The sequence below is a fragment of the Nocardia iowensis genome (genome assembly GCF_019222765.1).
Classification (GTDB): domain Bacteria; phylum Actinomycetota; class Actinomycetes; order Mycobacteriales; family Mycobacteriaceae; genus Nocardia; species Nocardia iowensis.
Genome location: NZ_CP078145.1, coordinates 7,965,711 through 7,984,884 on the forward strand (window position 1 = coordinate 7,965,711; position 19,174 = coordinate 7,984,884).

Annotated in this window: 14 protein-coding genes; 3 read left to right on the forward strand and 11 right to left on the reverse strand. The window is 68.7% G+C overall.

The features are described 5' to 3' along the window. Window positions 1–44: 44 nt before the first annotated feature. Entirely contained in the window at window positions 45–614 is a 570-nt protein-coding gene (locus KV110_RS36820) for a LysM peptidoglycan-binding domain-containing protein (RefSeq protein ID WP_218471733.1), read from the reverse strand. A 210-nt stretch (window positions 615–824) separates the two neighbouring features. Here KV110_RS36820 and KV110_RS36825 point away from each other — a divergent pair, with 210 nt between their 5' ends. Beyond that, complete coding sequence (locus tag KV110_RS36825) at window positions 825–1,286, forward strand: hypothetical protein (protein WP_218471734.1); 462 nt, start codon at window positions 825–827, stop codon at window positions 1,284–1,286. 212 nt (window positions 1,287–1,498) lie between these two features. On the opposite strand, the gene purH is transcribed toward KV110_RS36825, so the two are convergent. From purH to sucC, 8 genes are all read right to left on the reverse strand, one after another. After that, window positions 1,499–3,085, reverse strand: coding sequence for a bifunctional phosphoribosylaminoimidazolecarboxamide formyltransferase/IMP cyclohydrolase (gene purH / locus KV110_RS36830; protein WP_218471735.1), 1,587 nt, complete (start codon window positions 3,083–3,085; stop codon window positions 1,499–1,501). Next, window positions 3,082–3,738: a phosphoribosylglycinamide formyltransferase gene (gene purN / locus KV110_RS36835; protein WP_218479348.1), complete on the reverse strand. Its 657-nt coding sequence runs from the start codon at window positions 3,736–3,738 to the stop codon at window positions 3,082–3,084. Before purN ends, purH begins: the two co-directional genes overlap by 4 nt. A gap of 196 nt (window positions 3,739–3,934) precedes the next feature. Next, the gene (locus KV110_RS36840) at window positions 3,935–5,461 is read right to left on the reverse strand and encodes a cell division protein PerM (protein WP_218471736.1); all 1,527 of its coding nucleotides are present in this window, start codon (window positions 5,459–5,461) and stop codon (window positions 3,935–3,937) included. Window positions 5,462–5,693: 232 nt separating this feature from the next. Then, window positions 5,694–6,773 carry a DUF5336 domain-containing protein gene (locus KV110_RS36845; RefSeq protein ID WP_218471737.1) on the reverse strand — a complete coding sequence of 360 codons (1,080 nt, stop codon included), beginning with the start codon at window positions 6,771–6,773 and terminating at the stop codon, window positions 5,694–5,696. Window positions 6,774–6,969: 196 nt separating this feature from the next. Beyond that, window positions 6,970–9,990: an AfsR/SARP family transcriptional regulator gene (locus tag KV110_RS36850; RefSeq protein ID WP_218471738.1), complete on the reverse strand. Its 3,021-nt coding sequence runs from the start codon at window positions 9,988–9,990 to the stop codon at window positions 6,970–6,972. A 131-nt stretch (window positions 9,991–10,121) separates the two neighbouring features. Then, window positions 10,122–10,301 (reverse strand): hypothetical protein, encoded by a 180-nt coding sequence (locus KV110_RS36855; RefSeq protein WP_218471739.1) that lies wholly within the window; start codon window positions 10,299–10,301, stop codon window positions 10,122–10,124. A gap of 187 nt (window positions 10,302–10,488) precedes the next feature. After that, window positions 10,489–11,403: a succinate--CoA ligase subunit alpha gene (sucD, locus tag KV110_RS36860; protein ID WP_218471740.1), complete on the reverse strand. Its 915-nt coding sequence runs from the start codon at window positions 11,401–11,403 to the stop codon at window positions 10,489–10,491. 11 nt (window positions 11,404–11,414) lie between these two features. Beyond that, window positions 11,415–12,581 (reverse strand): ADP-forming succinate--CoA ligase subunit beta, encoded by a 1,167-nt coding sequence (gene sucC, locus KV110_RS36865; RefSeq protein WP_218471741.1) that lies wholly within the window; start codon window positions 12,579–12,581, stop codon window positions 11,415–11,417. Between the two features lie 546 nt (window positions 12,582–13,127). Between sucC and KV110_RS36870 the strand changes: the two genes are divergently transcribed. Both KV110_RS36870 and KV110_RS36875 read left to right on the forward strand, forming a co-directional pair. After that, window positions 13,128–14,405 carry a M23 family metallopeptidase gene (locus KV110_RS36870; RefSeq protein ID WP_218471742.1) on the forward strand — a complete coding sequence of 426 codons (1,278 nt, stop codon included), beginning with the start codon at window positions 13,128–13,130 and terminating at the stop codon, window positions 14,403–14,405. Window positions 14,406–14,525: 120 nt separating this feature from the next. Next, the gene (locus KV110_RS36875; protein ID WP_218471743.1) at window positions 14,526–15,845 is read left to right on the forward strand and encodes a DUF1731 domain-containing protein; all 1,320 of its coding nucleotides are present in this window, start codon (window positions 14,526–14,528) and stop codon (window positions 15,843–15,845) included. Between the two features lie 14 nt (window positions 15,846–15,859). Here the strand turns inward: KV110_RS36875 and KV110_RS36880 are convergent, their stop codons facing one another. Further along, a complete protein-coding gene (locus KV110_RS36880) occupies window positions 15,860–16,285 on the reverse strand; it encodes a hypothetical protein (RefSeq protein WP_218471744.1) in 426 nt (141 codons plus the stop codon). Window positions 16,286–16,359: 74 nt separating this feature from the next. Then, on the reverse strand, window positions 16,360–18,981 hold the full coding sequence (pcrA, locus tag KV110_RS36885) for a DNA helicase PcrA (protein WP_218471745.1): 2,622 nt from the start codon (window positions 18,979–18,981) through the stop codon (window positions 16,360–16,362). Between the last annotated feature and the right edge of the window lie 193 nt (window positions 18,982–19,174).

The following is a 19,174-nucleotide window of genomic DNA, read 5'->3' on the forward strand; positions in this document are numbered from 1 at the left end:
CTACTTGCGCCGGGGCCCCACGTTTTGTCTTGCACCGCAATAATTTACGGGATGGTCAGCACCTGGCCGGGGTTGATCGCGTCCGGGTTCGGGATGCCGCTGGCGTCCGCGATCTCCTGGTAGCGGTTGCCGTCACCGTAGAAGCGCTCGGCGATCGCCCACAGGGTGTCGCCCGGCTCGACCGTGTAGGTGCGGGCCTCGGGGGCAGGCGGCGGGGGCGGAACCTCTTCGGCGGCGGACGCCTCGGCGACCGGCTCCGGCTCCGGGGCCTGCAGCGGGTTGTCGGTCTTGGTGTCCGAGGCCCACAGCGCACTGCCGTCCTTGCCGTACAGCACCACATTGCGGTCCGCCTGTACGACCAGCCGATCGGCATCCTTGCCATTGGTCTCGGTGGACCAGGCCGAACCCTCACCCTTGTACAGCACGAAGTTGCCGTCGTCCTGCAGGGTCGCGCGCTCGACACCCTGATTGTGAGTCAGGGTGGACCACACCACATTTCCGTCCGGCTCGGACAGCACGAGATTTCCGTCGTCCTGCAGCGTAAGGGTGTAAGCACCACCCTGCAGGGACTGACCCAGTCCGAGTTCTTCGCCAACGCGCAGTGTGTCGCCCACGGTTCTTCCTTTCGAAGGTTCTGACGAGCATCCGACTTCGACACGCGCCGTGCTGCTCAGGCACGCATCTAGGCCGAAGATACTGCTCCGGCCCTGGTTACGTAGGGATTACGCGCACGGTTCGCCGAAAGTTCACTGTGGGGTGTGTCCCATTGCCGTGTCCGTTCCGATGTGAGATGACCGGAGGTGTTGCCCACTAGGCTTGTCGGCATGACTCGGATCTCGGGCGGGCGTGCCGCCGCAGCTGTTGCCGTTGTGCTCGGGTGCCTCGTCGCGGCGGGGTGCGGTGGTTCGGATGATGGTGTCGCGCAACCGAACACCAGCACCTCGACCAGTGCGGCGCCGAGTACGCCGACGGAGGACTCTGGCCCCAACACGGGCAGACAGTTCACCGCCGACCCGACCATCGTCGGTGCGCACCCGATCCCGTTCACCTCGTGGACTCGCCTGGCAGACAACCGGATCGCGGTCAACTTCCAGACCGGTTCGCCCGAATGCTATGGCGTCGACGCCACCGTGCGGGAAACCGATTCGACGGTCACCGTCGAGCTGCGATCCGGCGCCCGCGCGGACGCGGTGGGCCGGATGTGCACCATGATCGCGGTCTTCGGCACGCTCGAGGTGCCACTGAAGGCACCACTGGGCAACCGGCAGGTGCTGAGCGCGGCGTAGGGCGCGACCGCGCTACTACGCGGGTTCGCCGATGGCGTCTCCCAGCGCCGCGAATTTGAGATAGCTGGCTGCTTGCGGTGGGCCCCGAGTCTGCTGCGCCATGACCCGGAGCAGCATCATGATCGACTTGGCGATCTGCTCCGCTTCGGCCCGAGCCGGTGGCGCCGAAACGCCACGTCGGCGGACCGGCGTGGCGTTTCGGTGTCGGTAATTCAGTGGGCGAAGTGGCGGGAACCGGTCAGGTACAGCGTCACGCCGGCCTCGCGGGCCAGGTCGATGGTTTCCTGGTCACGGACCGAGCCGCCGGGCTGCACGATGGCCCGGATGCCCGCCTGGACGAGCTGCTGCGGGCCGTCCGGGAACGGGAAGAACGCGTCCGAGGCCGCGACCGAACCCTTGGCGCGGTCACCCGCCCGTTGCACGGCCAGTTGCACCGCGTCCACCCGGTTGACCTGTCCCATGCCGACGCCGACCGAGGCGCCGTCGTTGGCGAGCAGGATCGCGTTGGACTTCACGGCACGGCAAGCGCGCCAGGCGAATTCGAGATCGGCGAGGGTCTCGGCGTCGGCCGCCTCGCCCGCCGCCAGCGTCCAGTTGGCCGGGTCGTCGCCCGCCGCGTCGAGGATGTCGCGCTGCTGCAGCAACGCGCCGCCGCTGATCGGGCGCAGCTCGGCACCCGCGCGCCGCGGCGGTTCGGCGATCAGGATGCGCACGTTCTTCTTGCGCTGCAACACTTCTACCGCACCGTCGGCGTAGCCGGGAGCCACGATCACCTCGGTGAAGATCTCCGCGACCTGCTCGGCCATCTCCACGGTGACCTCGCGGTTGGCCGCGATCACGCCGCCGAACGCGCTCACCGGATCGCAGGCATGCGCCTTGCGGTGCGCCGCCGCGATGTCGGCGCCGATCGCGATGCCACAGGGGTTGGCGTGCTTGATGATCGCCACCGTCGGCGCGTTGTGGTCGTAGGCGGCGCGCCACGCGGCATCGGCATCGGTGTAGTTGTTGTACGACATCTCCTTGCCGTGCAACTGCTGTGCCTGCGCCAGCCCGAGGCTGCCGTCGTTGTTGGTGTACAACGCGGCGCCCTGGTGCGGGTTCTCGCCGTAGCGCAGCACCGCGGCGCGCTCCCAGGTTCCGCCGAGCCAGCCGGGGAACAGCTCGGTAGCACCCGCGGCCGCAGGCGCACTCTCGCCGACCGCGGGGACCAGCGTGTTCGTCAGCCAGCTCGCCACCGCGACGTCATAACTCGCGGTGTGCTGGAATGCCTTGGCCGCCAACGCGGTCCGCTCGGCCAGGGTAAAGCCGCCGGATTTCACGGCGGCGAGTACGTCGTCGTAGTCAGCGCTGTCGACGACCACGCCGACCGACGGATGGTTCTTCGCCGCGGCACGCACCATCGACGGTCCGCCGATGTCGATCTGCTCGACGCACTCGTCGGGACTCGCCCCGCTGGCCACGGTCTGGGTGAACGGGTACAGGTTCACCACCACCAGCTGGAAGGCTTCGACACCCAGCTCGGCCAGCTGGTCGACGTGCTCCTGCTTGCGGAAGTCCGCGAGGATGCCCGCGTGCACCCGTGGGTGCAGCGTCTTCACCCGGCCGTCGAGGGTCTCCGGGAAGCCGGTGAGGTCCTCGACCTTGGTCACCGGGATACCCGCGTCGGCGATCTTGCTCGCGGTCGACCCGGTCGACACCAGCTCGACGCCAGCGGCGTGCAGACCGGTGGCGAGCTCGATGAGGCCCGTCTTGTCGTAGACGCTCACCAGCGCCCTGCTGATCGCCTTGCGCTCAGTCACCGAAGTACTCGCTCATCTGGGATAACTGCCTTTCGTCCGTCGGAAACAATGCCCCGCGTCGCGACGGCGGCGACGACCTGCGCCAGCAACCGCCGTTCGACCACCTTGATGCGCTCGTGCAGGCTGGCCTCGTCGTCGTCGGGCAGCACCGGCACCGCCTCCTGCGCGAGGATCGGCCCGGTGTCGACGCCCGCGTCGACCAGGTGCACGGTCGAGCCGGTGACCCGCACGCCGTAGGCGAGCGCGTCGCGCACTCCGTGCGCGCCCGGGAAGGCGGGCAGCAGCGCGGGATGGGTATTGATGATTCGGCCGCCGAACCGGTCGAGAAAGGCCGGGCCGAGGATCTTCATGAACCCGGCGGAGACCACCAGATCGGGTGCGTACCCGGCGACCGCGTCCGTCAGCGCGGCGTCCCAGGCGGCGCGATCGGGAAAGTCGTTCAGCGCCACCTTGAAATGCGGTACGCCCGCGGCTTCGGCGTGCTCGGTGGCCGCGCAGGTGCGGTCGACGCCGACCGCGACGATCTTCGCGGGGAAGTCCGCGGCACTCGCCGCGTCGAGCAGCGCGCGCAACAGGGACCCGGTGCCCGAGGCGAGCACGACGACGGTCGCCGGGGCCGCGGCGGGTGTCCACGGGGCATGCGGGGGCGTCAGGGGTCTACTCCTGCGGGTCGATCGGATGGCGGACGGAAGAGCTCCGCCGCGTTAGAGCCTAACGGGCGCTGCCGGACGCAGTCCGTCCGCACACCCGCGCATGGCCGGAGCGAATGCGGAGGTACGCAGAAAGGGCGCAGCCGGACGGAGTCCGTTCCACAGACCGCGCATGGCCGGAGCGAATGCGGAGGTACGCCTAACTACCGTCGACACGGTCACTTTCCGGCAGGTCCGCCTCGACCACCTCGGCGTCGACGATGTCAGGTGTGGTATCCGCGCCGGTGGCGCGCACGGTGCCGATCGCGGTTTGTTCCTCGACGAGTTCGCCGTCCAGCTCGACTTCCAGATCCGGTCCGTCGTAGTCGGCGTAGTCGTCTTCGAAGTAGTCGTTCTCGGCGTAGTCGTTCTCGGCATAGTCGTCGTCGGCGTAGTCGTCGTCCGCGTAGTAATCGTCGTCGGCGTAGTAGTCGTCGTCCTCGTCGTAGGGGTCGGCGTAGTCGGCGGGCGCCGCGCCGACCGGGACGAGGAACCAGCGCGAGAACGCCAGACCGGCATAGCCGGGGATGGCCAGCCAGGCGAAGGTGACCGCGGCGAAGACGGGCAGGTCGAGCCCGATCCGGCCGAACGTGCCGAGCTCGCCGCCCGCGATCGCGCCGAGCAGCAGCAGTGCGACGGTGGCCAGTCCCGCCGAGCTGAGCGTGGCCCACGGCGCACCGATCCGGTCGGTCGAGCTGCGGGCGAGGTCGAGCCCGCCGAGCACGCCAATCGCGGCCGGAATCAGCAGCAGCACCGGCCACCAGCCCGCCGCCGGTCCGGTCGGCACCGCCGCCATCAGCGGCACCGCCGGAATCGGCCCGCCGACAACGGAAAACACCCCGAACGACGCGGCACCGACCTGCGCGCTCGAACCGACCAGCACGCCCACCGCCTGGACCACCAGGTTCGGCAGGTAAGCCAGCGAAAGCAGGGTCAGCCCGATCACCCCGGCGGCGTTGCCCGCACTCTGATAGGTGTCACCGATCCGCGGAATGTGCGCGAGAAACGAGACGACGGTGAGCGCGGCAGCGCAGCCAAGCAGCCGAAGCACCGCACGACCCGCGCCGTATATGCCCGAGATCGCCCACTCGGGCAGGCGCAGCAGCGCGAACACCTGCCGCCGGTTCTTGGTCGCGATCCCGCCCACCGCCGCGACCAGGTACAGGCCGCCGACCCAGGCGAATGCGGCGAGGGTGTTCGGTGGTTGCAGCGCGACGACGCCGGAGGCGTCCTCGGCGACCGCGAGGCAGATCGCGGTGATCAGGAGCGGCCCGCCGAGCGCGGCACCGACGATCCAGCCGAGATCGGCACGCGTGCAATCGGGTTCGACGGCGCGGGCACATTCCCTGGCGGCCAGCCAGAGCACGAGCGCGGTCGGCAACAGCGGCAGCAGGCCGAGCGAGGTCTTGCCGATCACCAGCGGAACCTGATGCACGCCAAGCCATCCCGCGGCGATCGCGCCGGAGGTGCCGGCCAGGTTGCTGCCCGAGGTCAACAATGTCGCGAGCGCCAGCACGATGATGACGGTGAGCGCGTAGGTCGTCGGTCGCCCGGCGACCAGGACGAGGACTCTGGCGCGTTCGGGAGTCAGTGACAGAAACCCGGCTTCGTCGACGTCGGCAGGTGGCTCCGACGCACCGCGGGACCCGGTCGTCCGGCGCGCAAGGGAGTTTCGGGAGCCGCTCACGACTCCGCCTCGCTGGCGCTCGGCTCCGTCGTGCGCGGCAGCGCGCTGAGTCTTCGGTTCACTCGCTGACGCTCGCTCACGGTCGCGCCCCGCTGACCCTCGGCTTCGTGCACGCAGGCGCGCTGTGTCCCTGATTCACTCGCAGACGCTCACTCATGACAATTCAGCGTGGCAGGCTCCCCGGCGCGGGCGGGTCAGGCGCGCCGCGAAACGCGCGCCGGGGGAACGACTGCTACTTGTTGTCTTCGGACGGGCGGAACGCCTGGGTGGCGTCGGAGGACGGGTCGCCGCCCTGCTCGCCGCCGAACGGCTGGCCCTGCTGAGCGCTCTGCTGGCCGCCGGTCTGACCGGACTGACCGTAGTTCGACGAACCGTACGGCGACTGCTGCGCGGGCTGGGCGGCGGAGCCGAAGTGCTGGGTGGCGCCCTCGTCCTGGCGCGGCTGGGCCGTGCTCGGAGAGCTGTACGGCGAAGCCTGCTGCGGCGCACCGAAAGCCGTGGTCGGCGGCTGCTGACCGTAGGCGGGCTGCTGACCGTAGGGCTGGCCGGGCTGACCGTACGCGGGCTGGCTCGGCTGGCTCTGGCCGTACGGCGATCCCTGCGCCGCACCGTAACCGGGCTGCTGGCCGTAGGGCGACTGCTGGCCGTACGGCTGCTGCCCCGGCTGGCCCTGGCCGTAGCCGGGCTGGTTCTGCCCGAACGCGGGCTGGCTCTGGCCGAACGACGACGGCTGCTGCTGGCCGTAGCCGCCCTGTCCGAAAGCTTGCTGGTTGGCGGGCCGCGGCGCGGGCGCCTTCACGATGCCCGATTCGAACAGCACCGCACCCACCGCGACCGCGGCCTGCACGAAGGCGAGCACGAGCAGGAGGTACGCCCCCCACTCCAGCTCGATGCCGTCGGCGAGGGTGAAGGAGTGCAGCAGCAGCGCGAGGAAACCCGTGACGGAGGCCGCCGCGGCCGCACCCGTCCAGTTCTGCTTCGGCAGCAGCGACAGACCGGCGAGCAGTCCGCCGAGCAGCAGAATGCCGAGCAGTGCGGCACCGGAGGCCTCGAACAGGTTCGCGGTCTCGCTGCTCGCCACCCGGGCGCCGCCGAAGTCGATGGGCTTGCTACCGATGAAGGGCACGAAACCGAGCAGGAAGTTGATCACGCCGAGCGCCGCGACACCGACCACCAGGAAGAACGGCAGACCCTTGGCCTCCGCACCGGACGCGCTCGAACCTGAACTGGCACCACCGGCCGTCGAACCGATGCTGGATGGTGTGGAGGGCGCGGGTGTGTTGTACCCGGAGCCCCCGGACGGGTATGACATGTCGTCGTCTCCTAGGTCGAGTCATACGTGGTCTTCAACTGCTGGATCCCTCCTGACGCTACTGCACTCGCTCGTCCAGGTCACCCTCAACAAACCGGCCGGACGACCTGCTCGGCGCCTCTCGCCCAGGTCGCGACCCGTTTGCCGACTGCAAGCACCTCCGATGGCAGCGTCTCAGCGCGGTTTCACCCGCACTTCACGAGGTAGCCAGCCGGTCGGTATAGCGACGCCAGCCGAATCCCGCCGCCGCGAACTCGGCGCGGACCTCTTCTTGCAGCGATTGGGCCTTCTCGTCGCCCTCCGCACGCAGCAGTGCTACCGAAACCGCCCGCGCGGCCAGCAGCGGCACACCACCAGTCGACGAGGCGAAGACCTCGTCGAGCAGGGTTCTGGCCGCGGCCGTTTCCCCCTTGGCGATCAGCACGTCGGCCAGATCGATGCGGGCGAGGCCGGTCGCGTCCTCCTCCTGCCCGAGGGCGGCGCGACAGTACGACTCGGCCGCGTCGAGTTGCCCCGACGCGAGAGCCGCGGCGGCACGGGTCAGGTCGTTCAGCGGCAGGATCTGCCGGTCGTCCAGCCGGCGGGCGTACCGGTCGGACTCCTCGGCGGCGGCCAGCGCCTCGGCCACCCGGTCGAGATCGAGCAGCGCCTTGGCCTGATTGCCGAGCCCGCGGGAAAGGCCGTGCTCGTCCGCGTGCGCCGCGTCGACCTTGCTGGATCGGGTGTAGGCCGCGAGCGCCTCGGTGGCATCGCCGGAATACAGCAATGCCGTGCCGAGCGCGTCGGCGAACGACGCGCCCTGGGTGTCGTGCGCGGCCAGCCGCTCCCCCTCGCGCAGCCGCGCGACGGCCGCGGGCAGTTTGCCCCGTTCGATATCGACGATCCCTTGGTAATAGCGCACAGTCTGCGCGAGCTCCGCATCATCGAGCGGCTCCGCCAGCGCACCCGCCCGCGCCAGCTGCCCGGCGGCGGCGTCCAGGTCACCGGTCATCAACGTGTGAAATCCGTAGTGGCTCAACGCCTGTGCCAGCTCGTGCGGCGCGATATCGGCCCCCGCCATCGAGGTCAGCGCCGCATAGTGGCGTTGCGCCTCACGGAACCGAGCCCGGGCCAGCCAGGGCACATGCATTTCGATCGCCAGCCGCAAACCATCTGCCGGCCGCGAGGTTCCGGGTGCGCGCTCCAGCGCCGCCAGGATGTTGGGCCATTCCGCGAACACCGCTGCCACCGATTCGGCGGCGGCGAAATCGTCGGACGCGCCGATCGAGCGCACCAGGTGCAGACACCAGCGCAGATGCGCGGTACACAGTGCCTCGGTCTCGTCCGCCTCGGCCAGCCGGGCCAGCGCGTAGTCGCGCACCGTCTCCAAGAGCACGAAACGCCTTGTCGCACCGTCGGTCTGGACGGCAACCAGATTCCGGTTGACCAGATCCGCCATGGCCGGTGCGACGTCACCCGGCTCGAGGTCGGCTTCCGGCAGCACGGCCTCGGCCGCCTCCAGGGTGAACCCGCCCGCGAAGATCCCGAGCCTGCGCAGCACCGCCCGTTCTCGCTCGGCAAGTAGCTCGTAACTCCAATCGAGCGCGACCCGCAGGCTGGTGTGTCGTCCGCCGGCGGCACCGCGCGCACCACCGACCAGCAGCCGGACCCGATCGTCGATCCGTTGGGCCAGTTGGGAAATCGTCAAGGTCCTGGTGAGACCGGCGGCCAACTCGATCCCCAGCGGCAGCCAGTCCACCGCCGCGCAGATCGCCACCAGTTGTTCTCGCTCGGCGGCCGTCACCAGGCCTGGCAGTCCGGCCCGCTCGATGAACAACGCCACCGCGACGCTGCGGTCCAACGCCCCCAGCGGATGCACCGCCTCGCCCGGCACCCCCAGTGGCCGCTGCGAGGTGACCAAGACGGTGAATCCGGTTGCCGTCCTGACAAATTCGGTCACCGATTCCAGCACGTGCTCCGCGTTGTCGAGGACCAGCAGGGCTGGCCCACGGTCGTCCGCTGCGCCGCCGAGTGCGGCGGCGATCCCGGGCAATGGGTCGTGTGGGGCTATCGCCTCCTCCGCTGCCAGGCCACCCGCCGCCACGGCCGCCGCCACCGCAGGCAGCACGTCCTCGGCGCGGTCCAGCGGCGCCAGCTCGACGAGGACGACGGATCTGCCGGAGCGGGCGGTCGATCGCGCGAGTTCGGCGGCAAGGCGCGATTTTCCGCTGCCCGCGACGCCGACTACTGTCGTCAGCCCCGGCTCGACCAAAGCCGTTGTGAGTGTGGCGAATTCGCGACCACGGCCGATAAAGCTCGTCAACGGGGTGGTAATTGCCGACACCGGCCGCGGAGCCGATTCGGACGCGCCCGGTTCCGGGCCGAAGCTCCGCGGGACATTCGCCGAGTCCACACCGGATGACGCACTCCCGGTCGCCGGGCCACCCGCCGCCGCGGTCCCCGGCGCAGCGGTCTCGCCCGTGGCGGCAGCAGACGCCGCGGCTTGCAGCGACGGATCATGTTCCAGGATGCGAAGTTCCAGCGACGCCGTATCCGGCGACGGGTCGACACCGAGTTCCTCGGCCAACGCCCGCCGCAGCCGCGCCAGCCGCTCCAACGCATCGGCCTGGCGCCCCGTGCGATACAACGCCAGCGCCAGCAGGCACGACAGTGGCTCATGCATCGGATATCGCGCGACCAGCCCGGTCAGCTCGGTCACCACCTCGCCCGCCGCGCCGAGTTCGAGGTTCGCCTCCAGCCCCGCGACGGTCAGCGAGAGCCGCCAATCATCGAGCCGCTCCCCTTCCGCGGCGGCGAACGGGATGGTGCGCAGATCGGCCAGCGCATGCCCGCGCCAGAGCGCGAGGGCGGCCATGGCCGCGGCCGCGACGGTGGCGTAATCACCTGTGCGCCGGGCGGTATGCAGCCGCTGCGCCGCCGCCTCCGCCGCAAGCAGATCCGGCGCCGACACCGTCGCCTGATACCCCGCGGGGGTCCGCCCGATGACCTCGGCCGACGGCCCGAGCGCCGCCCGCAGTCGCGACACCACCACCCGCAACCGCTGTACCGGTCGCTCGACCTCGGCGCCCCATAGATCCTCGGCCAGTCGCCTATCCGGCACCGGAACGCGATTCGCCAACGCCAACCGCACCAACACTGCCCGCTCCAGCGGCCGATCGACGGTCACCACCACACCGTCGGCCAACACCTGCACTGGACCCAACACCAGCACATCCACGGGTCAAGCATGCCCTGCCCGACCCGCCCACGTCTGCCCGCCCCGATGACCGGCCCGAGTCCGCCCCAGGCATGACGAAGGCCGCCCCGAAACCCGAGGCGGCCTTCGTTCGAATAGACCGGGCGTGGACGCTAGCGGCCGAGTGCCTTGAACGCGCCCGCGACGATCGGAGCCTCGTCGCCGGGCGCTTGGGCGGCGGCGTCTGCCTGCTCCACCGGCGCCGGTGGCACCGGATCGGCGGTTGCGGTGCCCGCGGCCCCCGCGGCGACCCCCGCGATGACGGCAATGGCAAAGACAGTTCTGGTAATCATGTGATCCCTCCCGATAGAGGGGGCGGCCAATAATGCTCTCCCCCGGGCATTCCCCGGTGCCGTCCCCGTCGCCATGCTACCCGGGACACCCGCTCGCCCGCGAGACTTCCACGGGGGCAAGCGGATCGGTCCGCGGCATGACGAAGGCCGCCCCGAATCCGGTGGCGGCCTTCGTTCGTACTTTGGATCAGGCGGTGACGCTTGCCTTTTCCAGGATCTCGCGGGCCAGCGCTGCGGTCTCGGACGGCGTCTTGCCGACCTTCACGCCCGCGGCCTCCAGCGCGTCCTTCTTCGCCTGGGCGGTGCCCGCCGAGCCGGAGACGATGGCGCCCGCGTGGCCCATGGTCTTGCCCTCGGGCGCGGTGAAGCCCGCGACGTAGCCGACGACCGGCTTGGTGACGTTGGCCTTGATGTAGGCCGCGGCCCGCTCCTCGGCGTCGCCACCGATCTCACCGATCATCACGATCAGCTTGGTCTCGGGGTCCTTCTCGAACGCCTCGATGGCGTCGATGTGGGTGGTGCCGATTACCGGGTCGCCACCGATGCCGATGGCGGTGGAGAAGCCGAAATCGCGCAGCTCGTACATCATCTGGTAGGTCAGCGTGCCGGACTTCGACACCAGGCCGACCGGGCCCTTGCCGGTGATGTTGGCCGGGGTGATGCCGACCAGCGCCTCGCCGGGGGTGATGATGCCGGGGCAGTTCGGGCCGATGATCCGGGTCTTGTTGCCCTTCTCCACGTTGTAGGCCCACGCGAACGCGGTGTCCTGCACCGGGATGCCCTCGGTGATGACCACGAGCAGCGGGATCTCCGCGTCGATGGCCTCGATGATGGCGTCCTTGGCGAACTTCGGCGGCACGAACGCGATGGAGACATCGGCGCCGGTTTCCTTGATGGCCTCGGCGACGGTGCCGAAAACCGGCAGCTCGACCGCGTTGCCGTCCTTGTCGGTGTGCGCGACGGTGGTGCCCGCCTTGCGCGCGTTGACGCCACCGACGACCTGGGTGCCCGCCTTGAGCATCAGCGCGGTGTGCTTGGTGCCCTCGCCGCCGGTGATGCCCTGGACGATGACTTTCGAGTCCTTGTTAAGGAAGATAGACATTTCCGGATTCCTTACTTGGCCGCTGCCAGTTCGGCGGCCTTGTCGGCGCCTTCGTCCATTGTCTGCGCAAGAGTGATCAGCGGGTGCGCGGCATCGGCGAGGATCTGGCGACCCTCGTCCACCTTGTTGCCGTCGAGACGGACGACCAGCGGCTTGTTCGCCTCGGCGCCGAGGATCTCCAGCGCCTTGACGATGCCATTGGCGACCGCGTCACAGGCGGTGATGCCACCGAAGACGTTCACGAACACGCTCTTGACCTGCGAGTCACCCAGGATGACGTCGAGGCCGGCGGCCATCACCTCGGCCGAGGCGCCGCCACCGATGTCGAGGAAGTTGGCGGGCTTGACGCCGCCGTGGTTCTCGCCCGCGTAGGCGACCACGTCGAGGGTCGACATGACCAGACCGGCGCCGTTGCCGATGATGCCGACCTCACCGTCGAGCTTGACGTAGTTGAGGTCGTTCTCCTTGGCCTTGAGCTCCAAGGGATCGGTCGCGTCCTTGTCCGCGAAGGCCTCGTGGTCCGCGTGGCGGAACTCGGCGTTCTCGTCGAGGGTGACCTTGCCGTCGAGGGCGAGGATCTCGTCCTGCGGGGTGCGTACGAGCGGGTTGACCTCCACCAGGGTGGCGTCCTCCTTGACGAACACCTCCCACAGCTTCTGGATTGTCACGGCCGCCGCGTCGAGCACCTCGGCGGGCAGGTGGCCCTGCTCGGCGATCGAGCGGGCGAATGCGAGGTCGACACCCTTGACGGCGTCGACGGCGACCTTGGCGAGGCGCTCCGGCTTGGTTGCGGCGACCTCTTCGATCTCCATGCCGCCTTCCACCGAGCACATGGCCAGGTAGGTGCGGTTGGACCGATCGAGCAGGAAGGAGATGTAGTACTCCTCCGCGATGTCCTTGGCTTCGGCGACAAGGATCTTCTTGGTGATGTGGCCCTTGATATCCAGGCCGAGGATGTTCTGCGCGTGCGTGAACGCGTCGTCCGGGGTGGCGGCGTACTTGACGCCACCCGCCTTGCCGCGGCCACCGGCCTTCACCTGAGCCTTGACCATCACCGGCTTGCCGATTTCCGCCGCGATGGCGCGGGCGTCCTCGGCCGTGTCCGTGACGCGGCCCTCGGACGAAGGCACTCCGTGCTTAACGAAGAGCTCCTTCGCCTGATATTCGAAGAGATCCATGTACTCACCGTCTCGTCTGCGTTGTGATGACAACGTCTTTGTTGGCGGCCCGACGTCGGAAGCGGGTCGGGTCGGACTCTAATCAGTCACATGGACGGCCAATCGGCCACGTTCATCCTAAGTGGCGCAGGTCACGGGCTCGTGCGCGGCGCGGAATAACCGCTGGCCATCGCTACTCGCGAGTAGGTTGTTGACACCGCGCCAGGTAGAGCCGCCGAACCCGGGAGCACGGCTGGATCTACTACAAATCGTCGTCGCTCCGCCGGGCGCGGGTGCCCAATACACAGAAAGATATTCCGTGGTGTTACCGTGATCAATCTCACATGTTCGGACAGAACGGCCGCAGCGCTTGCGGGACGCGCAATCGTTTCGTTACCGTCATTGCGGTCGATGTCACAGCACGGTCACGACTAGGAGGACGGCAAGCTTGATGCAGCACAGCACTCCGCAGATGGAGAGCCGTTCCGCAAACGACCCGTCGACGCCGCTGATCAGCAGGCACCTCGGCCTCGCGAACATCTCTCGCTTCATGATGTGGCACAGCCGATGAACCATCGCTCCGCCCTTATTCCTGAAAATCGCGCTCGGTCCGGACATCGTTACCGCAACGATGATGACGCCCTCGGCGCGCAGGCTTCCTACGGCAGGCCCGCGGGCCCCTCGGTGGACCGGCAGCGGAACTCGCTGTACAACACGCCGCCCGCCGACTACAACCCCGCGCCGCGCACCGACTACGCCGATGCCGCACCGCAGGGCGACTACTTCCACGCCGCCGGTGACGCGCGCCAAGCCGACGGGTACTACGGCCCCGCCAACTCCTGGACCGCGAACGAGTCTTGGTCCCAGCAGGATTCGTGGGCACCGCAGGACTCCTGGTCGCAGCAGAGCTCCTGGTCCGACGGCGCCGCATGGAACGCGGGCGACGCCTGGGCCGACGAGCAGTATCGGACCCCCGAGAACGAATATCGGGCACCCGAGGACGGCTGCTGGGCTCCGGAAGAGTCCTGGGCATCCGACGCCGAGTCCGACACGCCGGCCACGCCGACCGTGATCCCCGGCCACAGCGCCACCAAACCCAGCGCCGTCAAACGCGGTGGCGCACACCGGCTGCCCGCACCGCCCGCCGCCCTCAAGGGGCGTGCCGCGGTCGCCGCGGTGGCCGCGGGCGCTGTCGTCGCCGCGGGACAGGCCGCGCTCGCCTCGCCCGACCAGCCCGCGCAGTCCGTCGACTACCAGGCGGCCGGGCAGATCCACGAGATCGCCGCGCAGTCCGTCAGCCTGGCCGACCCCAATGCTTCGCCGGAATCGCCCCAACTGCTCAACGTCTCGGGGCCGACCCATCTCGGCGATTTCAACGACATTCTGCAAAAAGGCCAGAAGTACGCGCAGGATCTGGCAGAAGCGGAAGCCGCGAAGTTACGTCCCCTCTTCGCCAAGTTCGCCGCGGGTAACTTCACCTCCGGCTTCGGCGCCCGTTGGGGCGTACAGCATCTCGGTATCGACATCGCCGGACCGATCGGCACCCCGATCGTCGCGGTCGCCGACGGCACCGTCATCGAAGCGGGCCCCGCGGCCGGGTTCGGTATGTGGGTTCGCCTGCTGCACGACGACGGCACGGTCACCGTGTACGGGCACATCGACACCGCCACGGTGTCCCAGGGGCAGCGTGTGATGGCGGGCGATCAGATCGCCACCATCGGAAACCGGGGATTCTCTACCGGGCCGCATTGCCACTTCGAGGTTTGGTTGAACGGATCGGACAAGATTGATCCAGTGCCTTGGTTGGCTACTCGGGGAATTAGTTTGGGGCCTCAGCGGGACTGACGGGGTGGGTGACGAGGCGCACGTACTGCTAGGGGCAGGTGGGGGCTAGCGTCGGGGGTATGGCACGTACGACGACGTACACCCAGTTCATCGCGTTACCAACGGAACTCGTGTGGGGGGGTGCTGGCGGATCCGGTGCGGTGGCCGGAATGGAATCCGGCGGTTACCTCGGTGCGGCTGCACGGGGCGGTCGCGGTGGGTACGACGGGTGACTACCTGCCTAGGGGGCGGGTTTACGAAACGCTGCATGGGCGGACGGCGCCGCCATTCGTTATCAGCACGCTGGTGCCTGGGCGGGCGCTGGCCATCGAGCAGCCGGAACCGGCGGGGCAGATGCGGTTGTCGTGGACGCTGACGCCGCGCGACGGGGGCACCGAGATCAGCCAGCAGCTCACGTTCAGCGGTCCCTCGGCATCGGTCGCCAGGATGGTGGTCGGGTCGCTGCTGGAGACCGACGCTCGGGTCTGCTTCGCTCGGCTGGCCGGACTGGCCGGGATCGAACCCCGGGCTACCGCACTGACCGTGGTAATCGCCGGTGGCACAGGCGCATTGGGTAAACACATCGCCGCCGATCTGACCTGCCGTGGGCATCGCGTGACCATCCTGACCCGTAAACGGGATGCGGTGCTGCCGTTCGATCAGGTGGAGTGGGACGGGAAGACAGTGGGCAATTGGGTTGCCGCGCTGCGTAATCCGGGGGCGACGGCGATCGTCAACCTGGCGGGCAAGCTGGTCGACTGTCGGCCTACTGAACGAAATATCGACGAATTGCGGCGCAGTCGCGTGGATTCCACTCGCGCGCTGGTCGACGCGGCCGCTACCCTCGACGCGCCGATCGACTACTGGGTGCAGGCGAGCACCACCGCGATCTGGTCGGATGCGGGCGAAACCCGGTGCACCGAAACAACTCCGCTGCCGGTGGGGCTGCCGCAGATGACCGGCGTGGCCGAACCGTGGGAGCGGGCGTTCGACGGTGCCGATGCCACACACTCGACCATCCTGCGCACCTCGATCGTGCTGGATCCGCAAGCCCCGGCGCTGAAACGCCTCGGCCAGTTGACCATGGCGGGTCTCGGCGGGCGCGTCGGTCCGGGCGATCAATGGTTCAGCTGGGTTCACGTCGAGGACTGGCTGGCCATCGTCCGCGCCGCCCTCGGTCTCGACCCGACGGTCACCTTGCCGGACGGCGTCCTGGTGGCCGCCACCGACTTCCCGGTCCGCAACCGGGAACTGATGGCCGCCCTGCGCAGGCATCTGCGCCGCCCACCGGCACCGCCCACCCCGGTCGCGCTCTTGAAGATCGGCGCGATCTTCCTCCGCTCCGATTCGGCACTAGGGCTGACCGGCCGCCACGCAACCTCGGAAGTGCTGCGGCACAGCGGCTTCACCTTCCGCTACCCCACCCTGGACGAAGCCCTCACCGACCTGCTGCCCAGCTGAGCGCGGACCGGCCGCTAGGGAGTGGCGGCGATCGCCAACCCGATCAGCGCCACCACCTTGACCACTTCCAGGCCGATGTACCAGAAGTGGGCGTGCGACCGCGGCAGCTCTTCCCCGGCCAGCACGCGATCGGTCCGTCGGGTCAGCGGTGGCCGCACCAGCAGCAGTTGTGCCGCCAGCACCGCCACGGCGGCAACCAGCCAGCCCCAGGCGCCCGGGGCTGGCACGACGACGAGGGCAGCCAGTACCAACGCACCGGCCAGCACGGTCTCGGCGATATTCAACGCGCGAAACACCAACCGGCCGATCCCGAGGCCGAGCGCCAGGGTTACCCCCGGCGCGCGGAACTTCAGCGGTGCCTCCAGGAACGAAATCGCCAGCACCATGCCCAGCCAGAGCATGGGAAACAACCACAGGATGTGCTGCGCGACCGTGTCCATGGGTGGACCTTACCGATGCGGAGCGGCCGCACGGCAGGGCCGAACGGCCCCGCCGAACGGCCTTCGGCGACCGCTCAGAGCTTGACCAAGGTGCGGCTGTACTGCGGGATGAGACGGATCTTGCCCGCGGTGCCGAAGTCGATGGTCACCGTGGCCAGCGGGCCGAAACCCTCCGCGGCGATCACCTTACCGAGACCGTATTTGTCGTCACTGACGCGATCACCCACCGCGAGAACGAGATTCGCGTTGTTGCGGGCAGCGGCGCCGGGGGCGGGCCGACGCGGCCCTCGGTCCGCACGGACCCCGGGTCGCTGTTCGGACCAGCCGTCGCCGCGGGTCCAGTCGCGTTCCATCCGGTCGTCGTCACCCCGGCGGCGGATGCCCCGCGTCGCGGCGGAACCCGCCGGTTCCAGCCGCCGCCAATCGATCAAGTGATCCGGAATCTCTTGTAGGAAACGCGATTCCGGGTTGGAGACCGGCTGGCCCCAGCCGGAGCGGACCACGGCGCGGGTCAGGTACAGCCGCTTCCTGGCCCGGGTGATCCCGACATAGGCGAGCCGACGTTCCTCGGCCAGTTCGGCCGGATCGCCGAGCGCCCGCATGTGCGGGAACTGGCCGTCCTCCCAGCCGGTCACGAACACTACCGGGAACTCGAGCCCCTTGGCCGTGTGCAAGGTCATCATCGTGACCACGCCGGTGCCCTCATCCGGGATCTGGTCGGTATCGGCCACCAGCGAGACCCGCTCCAGGAACGCGGCGAGCGACCCCGGGTCCGGTTCGCCCTCGCCCACCTCCGGCAACAGCCCCTCTTGCCGGGCCGCCTCCGCGTTGTTGTGCGCCTCGGAACTGAATTCCCGTGCGACGCTGACCAGTTCGTTGAGGTTGTCCAGCCGGGCGCCGTCCTGCGGGTCGTCGGAGGCCTCCAACTCGGCGCGATAGCCGGTGCGCTCCAGCACCGCGTCGACGACATTGCCGACATCCGGGAAGTCGAGGTCGTCCTGCACACCCGCCGCCCTGATCTCTTCCAGCAGATCGAGGAATCCGGCGATCGCCCGCTGCGCCCGCGTATTCAACAGAGCGACTTTGCCGTCGGCCGCGTCGCGCAGCGCGGCGGCGAAACCGATCCCCCGCTGGTCGGCGTGCACCGCGACACAGGCCTCGGCCCGATCGCCGATGCCGCGGCGCGGGGTGTTCAGGATCCGGCGCACGCTCACCGCGTCCTCGGGGTTCTCCAGCACCCGCAGGTAGGCGACGATGTCGCGCACCTCCTTGCGCTCGTAGAACCGGACGCCGCCGACCACCTTGTACGGCAAGCCCATCCGGATGAAGATCTCTTCCAGCGCGCGGGAGTTGTTGTTGGTCCGGTAGAACACCGCGACATCGCCGTAGTTGGCCTCGCCCTGATCGACCAGCCGATCGATCTCGCGCGCCACGAACGCGGCCTCGTCGTGCTCGTTGTCGGCGACGTAACCGGTGATCAGGTCGCCCTCGCCGGAATCGGTCCACAGCTTCTTGTCACGCCGGTTCTCGTTGCGCGAGATCACCGCGTTGGCGGCGGACAGGATGTGCTGGGTGGAACGGTAGTTCTGTTCCAGCAGGATGGTTTCCGCGTCCGGGAAGTCGCGCTCGAACTCCTCGATATTGCGGATGGTCGCGCCGCGGAAGGCATAGATGGACTGATCCGCGTCACCGACCACGCACAGCTCGCTTGGCGGCGCCTGATCCTCGGCGCGATCTTCCCGGTGATGACCGACCAGCTCGCGCACCAGGATGTACTGGGCGTGGTTGGTGTCCTGGTATTCGTCGACGAGCACATGCCGGAACCGGCGCCGGTAGTACTCGGCGACCTGCGGGTGATTCTGCAGCAGCGCCACCGTCTCGCCGATCAGATCGTCGAAATCCAGCGCGTTCGCCGCGCGCAAGCGCCGTTGATATTCGGCGTAGACGCGGGCGACCAAGCCGGGCAGTTCGGTTTCGTCCGACTCGGCATCCGCGCTCGCCTGTTGCGGCCCGATCAGCTCGTTCTTCAGATTGGAGATCGCGGTCGCCAGGAGTCGCGCGGTGTATTTCTTGGTGTCGATGTCGAAGTCGCGACTGATCATGGTGAGCAGTCGCCGCGAATCATCGGCATCGTAGATGGAGAAATTCGAATTCAAGCCGGGCAGCAGGGCCGCTTGCATGCGCAGGATGCGGACACAACTGGAGTGGAACGTGGACACCCACATGTTGTTCGCACGCGGACCGACCAGTCCTATTACCCGCTCCCGCATCTCCGCAGCAGCCTTGTTGGTGAAGGTGATCGCGAGCACTTGGCCGGGGGTCACGCCACGGGCGGCCAGCAGGTAAGCGATGCGCCGGGTGAGCACGGCGGTCTTGCCGGAACCCGCGCCCGCCACGATCAACAGGGGTGCGCCACTGTGCACAACGGCGGCACGTTGCTGCGGGTTGAGGCCGTCGAGCAGGTGCTCGGCCTCCTCGGCGCGCCGCTTCTCCCGTTCGACACGCCGCTGTTCCTGTTCGGCGGCCGACGGCGGTGGTTCGGGAACAGCGGCCCGCTGGGTGTCCCGCACCGCTCGCACCTCCTCCACAGCCGACACCGCTTCCTCGGCGTTACCACCGGTGACCTGCGGTTGATGTATCGAATCCGGTTGCCGGGCGCGACCGGCCTGCGTCTTGGGAGCCACCGTGATGTCCATCGCCCATCCACGCTACCGGCGCCCACCGACAGAGATGAAGCCCCGGGTTGTCTCGCGCTCGGTTCGGTACCGCGACAGCGAACGGAGAGTGAACTCAGCGGGCAGCGGCCGCGATGAATCCGTGTCCGGCTTCTCAGCAGATTCACAAAACGAATCGTTTTGCATACCTACCGGCCCGTGGCAGACTGGCGAC

What these genes read in the sequence shown, in the direction of transcription:
- KV110_RS36825 (WP_218471734.1), top strand. Translation starts at nt 825, where the DNA reads ATGACTCGGATCTCGGGCGGGCGTGCCGCCGCAGCTGTTGCCGTTGTG.
- KV110_RS36845 (WP_218471737.1), bottom strand. Translation starts at nt 6,773, where the DNA reads ATGTCATACCCGTCCGGGGGCTCCGGGTACAACACACCCGCGCCCTCC.
- KV110_RS36855 (WP_218471739.1), bottom strand. Translation starts at nt 10,301, where the DNA reads ATGATTACCAGAACTGTCTTTGCCATTGCCGTCATCGCGGGGGTCGCC.
- sucD (WP_218471740.1), bottom strand. Translation starts at nt 11,403, where the DNA reads ATGTCTATCTTCCTTAACAAGGACTCGAAAGTCATCGTCCAGGGCATC.
- sucC (WP_218471741.1), bottom strand. Translation starts at nt 12,581, where the DNA reads ATGGATCTCTTCGAATATCAGGCGAAGGAGCTCTTCGTTAAGCACGGA.
- KV110_RS36870 (WP_218471742.1), top strand. Translation starts at nt 13,128, where the DNA reads ATGAACCATCGCTCCGCCCTTATTCCTGAAAATCGCGCTCGGTCCGGA.
- KV110_RS36880 (WP_218471744.1), bottom strand. Translation starts at nt 16,285, where the DNA reads ATGGACACGGTCGCGCAGCACATCCTGTGGTTGTTTCCCATGCTCTGG.
- pcrA (WP_218471745.1), bottom strand. Translation starts at nt 18,981, where the DNA reads ATGGACATCACGGTGGCTCCCAAGACGCAGGCCGGTCGCGCCCGGCAA.